Raw genomic sequence first — 11,429 nt, 5'->3', positions numbered from 1 at the left:
GTGCGCACGCTCTGTTCTTCGACCCTGATCGGCGAGTTCTTCGTCATCGGGTTCGCCGGTCTGGTCGCCATGAAGGACCCCGACCTGTCCATGACGACCGTGTGGACGGTCAGCGGCATCGCGATGTTCCTGTGCCTGGTGCTGTGCGGCCTGGTGACGCGCCCGGGCGGGGTGGCGCTGGGCTGGGCGCTGCAGATCGCGCTCATCGCGTCGGGCTTCATCGTGCCGACCATGTACTTCCTGGGAGCGATCTTCGCGGCCCTGTGGTGGGCGTCGGTGCACTACGGCCGGAAGGTGGACGAGGCGAAGGCGAGATTCGCGGCCCAGGCGAGCTCCTCCACACCTGACGCTGCGTAACAGTCGCCCCGACACGCCGGGTAACCTCGTCCCACCGTCAAACCTTTACGCACAAGGAGCCCGTCGTGAGCCAGCGCACCCTCGTCCTCCTCAAGCCCGACGCCGTCCGTCGAGGCCTGACCGGCGAGATCATCAGCCGCATCGAGCGCAAGGCGGGCTGGACGATCACCGCGCTGGAGCTGCGCACCCTGGACCAGGACACGCTGGAGCAGCACTACGGCGAGCACAAGGGCAAGCCCTTCTACGAGCCGCTGGTGGAGTTCATGGCCTCCGGTCCGGTCGTGGCGCTGATCGTCGAGGGTGAGCGGGTCATCGAGGGCGTGCGCGCGCTCGCCGGGCCGACCGACCCTATCGCCGCGGCGCCCGGCTCCATCCGCGGCGACTTCGGCGTCATCGTCCGGGAGAACCTGATCCACGCCTCCGACTCCGAGGAGTCCGCCGAGCGCGAGGTGAAGATTTTCTTCCCCGGCCGGGCGTAGCGTCCGCACCTCACCGGCACATACGGCAGACCCGGGGGCCGGGGCCCCCGGACTTTGCGGCATATGCGTGCCGATCGAGGGAACGATGGGCCCCGAACGCCCGTCTCCACAAGCGAATGCGGTCGCCATCTGCTGACAATGGCGGAGACCCTCCCGCAGTGTTCGCGAAGGCGCGTCTACGATGGAAGCCTTCACGTCACAGCACCCACCTTTGCCTACCTGAAAAGCCCTCAAAAGCTAGTGGGAAGGCCAGACGAATCCTGATGGGGAACTCAATGTCGTTCATCGGCCGTGACATGGCTGTCGACCTCGGGACCGCCAACACGCTGGTGTACGTCAGGGGTCGCGGGATCGTACTCAACGAGCCGTCCGTCGTCGCGATCAACACCAACACCGGTGGCATCCTCGCGGTCGGTGCCGAAGCGAAGAAGATGATCGGGCGCACGCCCGGCAACATCGTTGCCGTCCGTCCGCTGAAGGACGGCGTGATCGCCGACTTCGAGATCACCGAGCGGATGCTCCGCTACTTCATCCTGAAGATCCACAAGCGGAGGTATCTGGCTCGTCCGCGGGTCGTCGTCTGTGTGCCCTCGGGCATCACGGGCGTCGAGCGCCGCGCCGTCATCGAGGCGTCGTCCCAGGCCGGCGCCCGCCAGGTGCACATCATCGAGGAGCCCATGGCCGCGGCCATCGGCTCCGGCCTGCCGGTCCACGAGGCCACGGGCAACATGGTGGTCGACATCGGCGGCGGTACCACGGAGGTCGCGGTCATCTCCCTCGGCGGCATCGTCACCGCCCAGTCCATCCGTGTCGCGGGCGACGAACTGGACAACGCGATCATCCAGCACATCAAGAAGGAGTACTCCCTCCTGCTGGGTGAGCGCACGGCCGAGCAGATCAAGATCACGATCGGTTCGGCGTACGACCTCGACTCCGACGAGCACACCGAAATCCGCGGGCGGGACCTCGTCTCCGGGCTGCCGAAGACCGTCGTCATCTCCGCCGCCGAAGTCCGCAAGGCGATCGAGGAGCCGGTCAACGCCATCGTCGACGCCGTCAAGACGACCCTCGACAAGTGTCCTCCGGAGCTGTCCGGCGACATCATGGACCGAGGAATCGTTCTGACCGGCGGCGGAGCGCTGCTGCGGGGCCTCGACGAGCGGCTGCGCCGGGAGACCGGCATGCCGATCCACATCGCCGAGGACCCGCTGGACAGCGTCGCGCTCGGATCCGGAAAGTGCGTCGAGGAGTTCGAGGCGCTCCAGCAGGTGCTGGACGCCCAGCCGCGCAGATGACATAACTCTTCGATTCCGCCGTACGGGACGATCTCCTCTCGTACGGCGGATCGTTGATACATCTGCATAAGCTCCCACATAGCAGCCCTCGGGTTTCCCTGGGGCTTCCCGAATTCCTATGAGGAAGGGCACGGCCGCCGCACGTGAGGGACACACGAGAGAGCCGGCTGCTCCTGGTGCTGCTGATCGCCGTCGCATTCGCGTTGATCACGGTGGACATCCGCGGTGGGGAGGACTCGCCCGTCGACGGTGCCCGGCAGGGCGCGGCGACGGTATTCGGCCCGATCGAGAGCGGCGTCTCGGCCGCGGTCGACCCGGTCGGCAACGCGGTCTCCGCCATCCGCGACTCCGGGGAACGGCACGATCGGCTCGCCGCGCTGGAAGAGGAGAACGCGGCCCTGAAGGCGCGGCTCGGCAGCGACGACCGCAGCCGCAGCCGCCTCAAGCAGCTCGACAAGATGCTGAAGATCGCCGGCCAGGGCCAGTACGGCATCAAGGGCGCCCAGGTCATCGCCATCGGAGCCGCGCAGGGCTTCTCCTGGACCATCACCATCGACGTCGGCGCCAACGACGGCATCAAGCGCGACATGACCGTCCTGAACGGGGAGGGGCTCGTCGGCCGGGTCACCACCGTCGGCCCGGACACCGCCACGGTCCTGCTGGCCAGCGACCCCGACTTCACGGTCGGCACCCGGATGGAATCCGGCGACGAGCTCGGCTTCGCCTCCGGGCAGGGTGACCGCCCGCTGCGCGTCGAACTCCTCAACGGCAAGGCCGAGGTGAAGAAGGGCGACCGCCTGGTCACCTTCGGCTCGCAGGCGGACCGGCCGTTCGTGCCCGGAGTGCCCGTCGGCGTGGTCTCCCGCGTCGATCCCTCCGGCGGTGGCCTGACCCGCACGCTCTACGTCACGCCGTACGTCGGCTTCACCAAGCTCGACATCGTCGGTGTCGTCGTCGAGACGCCGAAGAAGGACCCGCGCGACTCGGTCCTCCCGCCCAAGCCCAAGCCGACCCCCAGGCCGACGGTGACGGTGACCGTGACGCCGTCGGCCGAGGCACCCGTGGACGGCCAGAACCAGCAAGAGCAGTAGGAGCTGTCACCCCATGCGCGTCAACCGGATCCTGCTCTCCTCCGCCCTGGTCGTCGTCGCCCTGGTGATCCAGGTGAGCGTCCTCGCCCGCCTCCATCTTCCGGGCGCCGTGCCCGACCTGCTGCTGCTGACCGTGCTCGGCCTCGCGCTGGTGTACGGGCATGTGGGCGGCGCCCTGGTCGGTTTCGGGGCGGGTCTGCTCGCCGACCTGGCCCCGCCCGCCGACCATGCCGCCGGGCGCTACGCCCTCGTGCTGTGCGTCATCGGCTACCTCGCGGGCCTCGTGAAGCCCGAGACGGGCCGGCTGAAGTCCGCGACCGGGCCCATGGTCGTGGTGGTCGCCGCCGCGGTCGGCTCCACCCTGCTGTACGCCGGGGTCGGCGCCCTCGTCGGTGACACCGCCGCCCGCCATGTGGGCCTCGGCAGCCTGCTGTTCACGGCCGCCCTGTACGACCTGCTGCTCGCCCCGTTCGTCGTGCCGGGGATCATGGCCCTGGCCCGGCGCGCCGAGAACGATCCGCTCGCCGAGGCCGGCTCCGCCGCCAAGGCCACGGACATCTCCTCCGGCTGGCTCTCCGGCGGCACCGGCCTCAAGATCGGCGGCCAGCGCAACGGGCTGCGTGTGAAGGCGGCCCGGGCGCGGATGGCGCGCGCCGGGCGCATCAAGGGGGTCAAGCGGCTGTGAACGCAGGGAAGTTCACCCGAACGGGTCGGTCCAGCAGGAACGCCGGCTCGTGGGCCCGTCGTTCATCACTCGTATCCGCACATCCGTGCCCGGACGCACCGTCGCACCCGCACACCCGTACGCGCACCGAGAGGAGGAGGCAGCCGCAGTGACCAACATTCCCGAGACCGGCCGGAATCCACGGGTCCAGATCCGGCTCGTCGTCATCCAGGTCCTCGTCCTCTCCCTCCTGCTCACCCTCGGCGGGCGTCTGTGGTACCTCCAGATCCGTGAGGGAGCGGCCTACGCCAAGGAGGCGTCGGGGAACCACGTCCAGCAGGTCGTCCAGCCGGCCGTCCGCGGCTCGATCCTGGACGCACGCGGCGTGGCCCTCGCGGACAACGAGACACGGCTGGTGGTCTCCGCGTCCCGCACCGACCTGCTGAAGATGAAGGACGACGGCGAGGAAGTCCTCACCAAGCTCGCCGGGGTCCTGGGCATGACGCCCAAGGAAGTCCAGGACAAGGTCCGGCTGTGCGACGCCAAGACGCCGCAGCCCTGCTGGAACGGCTCGCCGTACCAGCCCATCCCCATCACCGACGAGGCCACCCCCAAGCAGGCCCTGCAGATCCGCGAGCGCGCCGAGGACTTCCCCGGCATCACCGCCGAGCCGCAAGCCGTGCGCCGCTACCCGAGCCCGGGCAAGGCCAACACCGCCCAGGTCCTCGGATACCTCTCGCCGGTCACCGACGAGGAGATCAAGAAGGCGCAGAACACCAACTCGCCCTACCTGCGCTCCGACCAGGTCGGCCGCTCGGGCCTGGAGCGCCAGTACGACAAGGCGCTGCGCGGCAAGGCCGGCGTCACCCGCTACGAGGTCGACAATCTCGGCCGCGTCATCGGCCAGGCCGAGGCCGACCCGGCCCACCCCGGCGACAACCTCGTCACCAGCATCGACTCCCGGGTCCAGCGGATCGCCGAGTACCAGCTGAACGAGGCCATGAAGGAGGCCCGCAGGCAGCACGACCGCAACACCGGCACGAACTACAAGGCGGACTCCGGAGCCGTCGTCGTCATGGAGGCCAAGACCGGCCGCGTCGTCGCCATGGCGTCCAACCCGACGTACGACCCGAACGCCTGGGTGGGCGGCATCTCCGCCAAGGACTACGCGCGGCTCACCGGCAAGAGCTCCAACTACCCGCTGCTCAACCGCGCGATCCAGGGCCAGTCGGCACCCGGCTCGATCTTCAAGGTCATCCCGACGGCCGCCGCGGTCAACGCGGGCTACTCCTTCAACGGCCCCTACCAGTGCTCCAGCTCCTACTCGATCGGCGGCCAGGTCTTCAAGAACTTCGAGTCCAAGGGGTACGGCCCGATCAGCCTCGGCCGCGCCCTGGAGGTCTCCTGCGACACCGTCTTCTACCGGCTCTCCCACGAGGAGTGGAAGAAGGACGGCGGCACCAAGCCGAAGAAGAAGCCCCACGACTGGTTCTACAAGACCGCCCACCAGTTCGGCCTCGGCAAGGAGACCGGCATCGACCTGCCCAACGAGGTCACCGGCCGCGTCCCCGACCGCCAGTGGAAGCTGAGCTACTGGAAGGCCAACAAGGACGCCTGGTGCCGCACCGGCAAGCGCAACGGCAGCTACGCCGAGAAGATCGCCTACGAGAACTGCCTCGAAGGCAACCGGATGCGCGCCGGTGACTCCGTCAACTACTCCATCGGCCAGGGCGACACACTCGTCACGCCCATCCAGATGGCCACCATCTACTCGGCCATCTCCAACGGCGGCACCCTCTACGACCCCTCCGTCGGCAAGGCCGTCATCAGCGCCGACGGCAAGACCGTCACGCCGATCAAGCCCGAGTCGCACGGAAAGCTGCCGATGACGCAGAAGACGCGCGACGAGATAGACGAAGCCCTCGCGGGAGTCGCCACCCGCGGTACGGCCGCCTGGAGGTTCGGCGGCTGGCCGCAGGACAAGATCCCGATGCACGCCAAGACGGGTACGGCGGAGGTCTACGGCAAGCAGACGACCTCCTGGTTCGCCACGTACACCAAGGACTACTCGATCGTCATGACGATCTCCCAGGGTGGTACGGGTTCCGGCGCCTCGGGCCCCGCCGTCCGCAACATCTACAACGCGCTGTACGGCGTCTCCGAGGACGGCGACATCGACTCCAAGAAGGCGCTGCTGCCGACCCCGCAGAAGGCCCTGCCGAAGGTCAGGACGGACGGCACCATCACCTCCCCGAAGGTCTCCAAGGACCCGGCCAAGGACCAGCAGGCCAAGAAGAAGGACCCGAACGCGCCGGCCGACCCGCTCCAGCCGGCGACGGCGGCCCCGCCGACGCCGGAGAACCGTGACACCCGAAGGCGGCGCCGCCGGGGAAGCCGGAGGTGGCCGGCATGACCGGCGGTGTGAACAGCTTCCAGGTCTCCGGCTACGGCCCGGAGCGCTCCGGCTGGACACGGCTGCTGGCCCGTGACTCGGTGGCGCGGCGGCTCGACTGGCCGATCCTGCTGTCGGCGACGGCCCTGTCGCTGCTCGGCACGCTCCTCGTCTACTCGGCGACCCGCAATCGCACGGAGCTCAACCAGGGCGACCCGTACTACTTCCTCGTCCGGCACCTGCTGAACACCGGTATCGGCCTCGCTCTGATGGCCGCCACGATCTGGCTCGGCCACCGCGGCCTGCGCACGGTCGTGCCGGTCCTGTACGGCTTCTCGGTGCTGCTGATCCTGCTGGTGCTGACCCCGCTCGGCTCCACGATCAACGGCGCCCACTCCTGGATCAAGCTGCCCGGCGGCTTCTCGCTCCAGCCCTCGGAGTTCGTGAAGGTCACGATCATCCTGGGCATGGCGATGCTGCTGGCGGCCCGGGTCGACGCGGGAGACAAGCAGTACCCCGATCACCGCACCGTGGTGCAGGCGCTGGGCCTGGCCGCCGTGCCGATGCTGATCGTGATGCTGATGCCCGACCTCGGGTCGGTCATGGTGATGGTCATCATCGTGCTCGGAGTGCTGCTGGCCTCCGGGGCGTCCAACCGGTGGGTCTTCGGCCTGCTCGGCGCGGGCACCCTCGGCGCGGTCACCGTCTGGCAGCTAGGGGTCCTCGACGACTACCAGATCGCCCGCTTCGCCGCCTTCGCCAACCCCGAGCTCGACCCGGCCGGCGTCGGCTACAACACCAACCAGGCCCGCATCGCCATCGGTTCGGGCGGCCTGACCGGCTCCGGCCTCTTCCACGGCTCGCAGACGACCGGCCAGTTCGTGCCCGAGCAGCAGACGGACTTCGTCTTCACCGTGGCGGGGGAGGAGCTGGGCTTCCTCGGCGGCGGCCTGATCATCCTGCTCCTCGGCATCGTCCTGTGGCGGGCCTGCCGCATCGCCCGGGAGACCACGGACCTGTACGGCACGATCGTGGCCGCGGGCATCGTCGCCTGGTTCGCCTTCCAGACCTTCGAGAACGTCGGTATGACGCTCGGCATCATGCCGGTCACCGGTCTGCCGCTGCCGTTCGTGTCGTACGGCGGATCGTCGATGTTCGCCGTGTGGATAGCGGTGGGGCTGTTGCAGTCGATCCGGGTGCAACGGCCGATGTCGGCATGACACCGCGCGGGGTGGCCCTCTGCCGCCCCGCGCCCCGGCCGACTAGATTCGGTTCATGGCGGACAGCAAGCGCGAGATCGAGCGGAAGTACGAGTCGGCCGACGGCGGGCTACCCGACCTCACCGGGGTTGCCGGGGTCGCGGCCGTTGTCGACAAGGGTGTGGCCCACCTCGACGCCACCTACTACGACACCGGCGACGAACGCCTCGCCGCGTCGTCCGTCACCCTGCGCCGCCGCACAGGCGGTTCCGACGCAGGCTGGCACCTGAAGTTCCCGATCGCCCCCGATGTCCGCGACGAGATCCACGCCCCTCTCTCCGACACCCTCCCCGACGACCTCACCGCGCTGGTCCGCTCCCGTGTCCGCGACAGCGAGCTGCTTCCGGTGGTCCGGCTGCGCTCCGACCGCGACGTACGTCATCTGCTCGACGCCGACGGCCGGCTGCTCGCCGAGATGAGTGTGGACGCCGTGCACGCCGAGCGGCTCACCGGCCATGGCGGTGAAGCGCGATGGACCGAGATCGAGGTGGAACTCGCCGACGGAACGGACCCGGTACTGCTCGACAAGGTGGAGAAGCGGCTGCGCAAGGCGGGCGTACGGCCCTCGGCGTCGTCGTCGAAACTGGCCCGCGCCCTCGAGGAGACGGCACCGGTCGAGCAGCGCAGGTCCGCGCCCGCCGGGAAACCGGTGACCGCCGGAGACCATGTGCTCGCCTATGTGCGCACCCAGCGTGACGCGATCGTCGAGCTCGACCCCGCCGTCCGCCGGGACGCCGAGGACTCCGTGCACAGCATGCGCGTGGCAACCCGCCGGCTGCGCAGCACCTTCAAGTCGTTCGACAAGATCCTCGACCGGACCGTCACCGAACCCGTCGCCGACGAGCTGAAGTGGCTCGCCGGCGAGCTGGGCCTGGACCGGGACCGCGAGGTGCTGACCGACCGGCTGACCGCGGCCTTCGACGAGGTGCCCGCCGACCTGGTCCGCGGCCCGGTCGCGGAGCGCCTGCACTCCTGGTCCGGCGCAGAGCACAGCGGGGCCCGCGGCCGTCTGATCGGCGTCCTGGACTCCCGCCGCTACCTGGCCCTGCTCGACACCCTGGACGCGCTGATCGCCGACCCGCCGCTGCTGAAGGCGGCCCGCAAGGAGCCCCACAAGCCGATCGCCAAGGCCGTACGGAAGGACTTCCGCAAGGTCTCCGGTCTGATCGAGCAGGCCGCCGACCTGGAGCCCGGCACCGACCGCGACGTCGCGCTGCACGAGGCCCGCAAGAAGGCCAAGCGCACCCGCTACGCGGCGGAGGCGGCCGAACCCGTGCTCGGCAAACCGGCCAAGACCATGGTCAAGTCCATGAAGTCGCTGCAGGACCTGCTCGGCGAACACCAGGACAGCGTGATGGCGCGGCAGACCCTCCGCGAGCTGTCGGCGGTCGCCCACGCGGCGGGGGAGAGCGCCTTCACCTACGGCCTCCTCCATGAACGCGAGGAGCAGCGGGCGGTGCGCGTGGAGGCCGAACTGCCCGGGTTCTGGGACGGGATCAAGGACGCTGCGGCGGACCTCTGACCTTCCGGCGTACGGAGGCTCCCCGCGATCGCGTTAGTCTGGATGGTCACCCCTGTCAGTTCAGTCCAGCCCACGAAGGTGCGCGACATGCCTGCCGAAGTCGCTGCGTCGGTCTTCCCGCAGCTCGAAGCTCTGCTCCCGCACGTGCAGAAGCCGATCCAGTACGTCGGCGGAGAGCTCAACTCCACGGTCAAGGACTGGGACTCCTGTGACGTCCGCTGGGCGCTCATGTACCCGGACGCCTACGAGGTCGGTCTGCCCAACCAGGGCGTCATGATCCTCTACGAGGTGCTCAACGAGCAGCAGGGCGTCCTCGCCGAGCGCACGTACAGCGTGTGGCCCGACCTCGAGGAACTCATGCGGGAGCACCACGTCCCGCAGTTCACGGTGGACAGCCACCGGCCGGTCAAGGCGTTCGACGTGTTCGGCCTGTCCTTCTCCACGGAGCTGGGCTACACCAACATGCTGGCCGCCCTCGACCTGGCCGGCATCCCCCTGGAGTCCAAGGACCGTACCGTCGACGACCCGATCGTCCTGGCCGGCGGCCACGCGGCGTTCAACCCCGAGCCGATCGCCGACTTCATCGACTGCGCCGTGATCGGCGACGGCGAGCAGGCGGTCCTGGAGATCACCGCGATCGTCCGCGCCTGGAAGGCCGAGGGCCGCCCGGGCGGCCGCGAGGAGCTCCTCTTCCGCCTGGCGAAGACGGGCGGGGTGTACGTCCCCGGCTTCTACGACGTCGAGTACCTGCCGGACGGCCGTATCGCCCGTGTCGTGCCGAAGCGCAGCGGGGTCCCGTGGCGGGTCTCCAAGCACACCGTCATGGACCTCGACGAGTGGCCGTACCCCAAGCAGCCCCTCGTCCCGCTGGCCGAGACGGTCCACGAGCGCATGTCGGTGGAGATCTTCCGCGGCTGCACCCGCGGCTGCCGCTTCTGCCAGGCCGGCATGATCACGCGCCCGGTGCGCGAGCGCTCCATCACGGGCATCGGCGACATGGTCGAGCAGGGCCTGAAGGCGACGGGCTTCGAAGAGGTGGGCCTGCTGTCCCTCTCCTCCGCCGACCACACGGAGATCGGCGACATCGCCAAGGGCCTCGCCGACCGCTACGAGGACGACAAGATCGGCCTGTCGCTGCCCTCCACCCGCGTGGACGCCTTCAACATCGACCTGGCGAACGAGCTGACCAGGAACGGACGGCGCTCGGGCCTCACCTTCGCCCCCGAGGGCGGCTCGGAACGCATCCGCAAGGTCATCAACAAGATGGTCTCCGAGGACGACCTGATCCGTACGGTCTCCACCGCGTACGGCAACGGCTGGCGCCAGGTGAAGCTGTACTTCATGTGCGGCCTGCCGACGGAGACCGACGACGACGTCCTGCAGATCGCCGACATGGCGACGAAGGTCATCGCCAAGGGCCGCGAGGTCTCCCGCTCCAACGACATTCGCTGCACCGTCTCCATCGGCGGCTTCGTCCCCAAGCCGCACACGCCCTTCCAGTGGGCCCCGCAGCTCTCCGCCGAGGAGACGGACGCCCGTCTGCAGAAGCTGCGGGACAAGATCCGTGGCGACAAGAAGTACGGCCGTTCGATCGGCTTCCGCTACCACGACGGCAAGCCCGGCATCGTCGAGGGCCTCCTCTCCCGCGGTGACCGTCGCATCGGTGCGGTCATCCGCGCGGTCTACGACGACGGCGGCCGTTTCGACGGCTGGCGCGAGCACTTCTCGTACGACCGCTGGATGGCCTGCGCCGACAAGGCCCTCGCTCCGTTCGGCGTCGACGTCGACTGGTACACCACCCGCGAGCGCACCTACGAGGAGGTCCTCCCCTGGGACCACCTCGACTCCGGCCTGGACAAGGACTGGCTCTGGGAGGACTGGCAGGACGCCCTCGACGAGACGGAGGTCGAGGACTGCCGCTGGACACCGTGCTTCGACTGCGGGGTGTGCCCGCAGATGGACACGCAGATCCAAATCGGCCCGACGGGCAAGAAGCTCCTGCCCCTGACGGTCAAGAATGCCGCCCCTGCGCCGAGCGGGCACGAGCACTGAGGTGAGTGACGCACTTGTTCGGGTGATGGATGCCCTGGCGGGGGCGAGTGAGGACGAGGTGGCTGCTGCGTTGGCTGCTGTCGGGGCTTCGAGTCGACGGGAGCCGGTGCAGCAGAGTGGGCGTTGTACGCCTCTGCTGGACCTGGGAGGGGCCTCGGCCATCCACTCAGAGGTGGAGTGGGTCTGAGGCTCTCGGAGCCTCGCGGAAGCATTCTGGGCGACTACTGAGCCCCCTTCGACCCGGAGGGGGCTCAGTGGTGTCGGCGCTCGATGACGTCCTTGCACGGTGAGGCTGCGTCGTGAAGAACGGGCGCGCGG

The 11,429-nt window shown here is 69.1% G+C and carries 9 protein-coding genes; all 9 read left to right on the top strand.

Going from position 1 to position 11,429, the window contains the following annotated elements; all coding sequences use genetic code 11:
• The 9 genes from ACIRDU_RS04580 (at nucleotide 1) to ACIRDU_RS04540 (ending at nucleotide 11,111) form a co-directional block, all read left to right on the top strand.
• Nucleotides 1–357, top strand: coding sequence for a DUF4233 domain-containing protein (locus ACIRDU_RS04580; protein WP_030836239.1), 357 nt, complete (start codon nucleotides 1–3; stop codon nucleotides 355–357).
• Nucleotides 358–422: 65 nt separating this feature from the next.
• Nucleotides 423–836: a nucleoside-diphosphate kinase gene (ndk, locus tag ACIRDU_RS04575; RefSeq protein WP_062926842.1), complete on the top strand. Its 414-nt coding sequence runs from the start codon at nucleotides 423–425 to the stop codon at nucleotides 834–836.
• A gap of 275 nt (nucleotides 837–1,111) precedes the next feature.
• Nucleotides 1,112–2,131, top strand: coding sequence for a rod shape-determining protein (locus tag ACIRDU_RS04570; RefSeq protein WP_004001297.1), 1,020 nt, complete (start codon nucleotides 1,112–1,114; stop codon nucleotides 2,129–2,131).
• Nucleotides 2,132–2,274: 143 nt separating this feature from the next.
• Nucleotides 2,275–3,222, top strand: a complete 948-nt coding sequence (gene mreC / locus ACIRDU_RS04565) for a rod shape-determining protein MreC (RefSeq protein ID WP_403574320.1) — start codon at nucleotides 2,275–2,277, stop codon at nucleotides 3,220–3,222.
• Nucleotides 3,223–3,235: 13 nt separating this feature from the next.
• The gene (gene mreD / locus ACIRDU_RS04560; protein WP_403574317.1) at nucleotides 3,236–3,907 is read left to right on the top strand and encodes a rod shape-determining protein MreD; all 672 of its coding nucleotides are present in this window, start codon (nucleotides 3,236–3,238) and stop codon (nucleotides 3,905–3,907) included.
• Between the two features lie 148 nt (nucleotides 3,908–4,055).
• The gene (gene mrdA / locus ACIRDU_RS04555) at nucleotides 4,056–6,299 is read left to right on the top strand and encodes a penicillin-binding protein 2 (RefSeq protein WP_403574314.1); all 2,244 of its coding nucleotides are present in this window, start codon (nucleotides 4,056–4,058) and stop codon (nucleotides 6,297–6,299) included.
• Nucleotides 6,296–7,498 carry a rod shape-determining protein RodA gene (gene rodA, locus ACIRDU_RS04550; protein WP_403574311.1) on the top strand — a complete coding sequence of 401 codons (1,203 nt, stop codon included), beginning with the start codon at nucleotides 6,296–6,298 and terminating at the stop codon, nucleotides 7,496–7,498. Before mrdA ends, rodA begins: the two co-directional genes overlap by 4 nt.
• Before the next feature lie 55 nt (nucleotides 7,499–7,553).
• Complete coding sequence (locus ACIRDU_RS04545) at nucleotides 7,554–9,059, top strand: CHAD domain-containing protein (RefSeq protein WP_403574308.1); 1,506 nt, start codon at nucleotides 7,554–7,556, stop codon at nucleotides 9,057–9,059.
• Nucleotides 9,060–9,146: 87 nt separating this feature from the next.
• Entirely contained in the window at nucleotides 9,147–11,111 is a 1,965-nt protein-coding gene (locus ACIRDU_RS04540; RefSeq protein ID WP_403574305.1) for a TIGR03960 family B12-binding radical SAM protein, read from the top strand.
• Nucleotides 11,112–11,429: the final 318 nt, after the last annotated feature.

It is taken from the genome of Streptomyces sp. NPDC093598 (genome assembly GCF_044764825.1).
Taxonomy (GTDB): Bacteria; Actinomycetota; Actinomycetes; order Streptomycetales; family Streptomycetaceae; genus Streptomyces.
The sequence above is the reverse complement of the archived record's forward strand: the minus strand, read 5'-3'. Positions and strand labels throughout refer to the sequence as shown.

Coding starts and splice junctions, on each gene's coding strand:
- ACIRDU_RS04570 (WP_004001297.1), top strand. CDS start 1,112: ATGTCGTTCATCGGCCGTGACATGGCTGTCGACCTCGGGACCGCCAAC.
- mreD (WP_403574317.1), top strand. CDS start 3,236: ATGCGCGTCAACCGGATCCTGCTCTCCTCCGCCCTGGTCGTCGTCGCC.
- rodA (WP_403574311.1), top strand. CDS start 6,296: ATGACCGGCGGTGTGAACAGCTTCCAGGTCTCCGGCTACGGCCCGGAG.
- ACIRDU_RS04545 (WP_403574308.1), top strand. CDS start 7,554: ATGGCGGACAGCAAGCGCGAGATCGAGCGGAAGTACGAGTCGGCCGAC.
- ACIRDU_RS04540 (WP_403574305.1), top strand. CDS start 9,147: ATGCCTGCCGAAGTCGCTGCGTCGGTCTTCCCGCAGCTCGAAGCTCTG.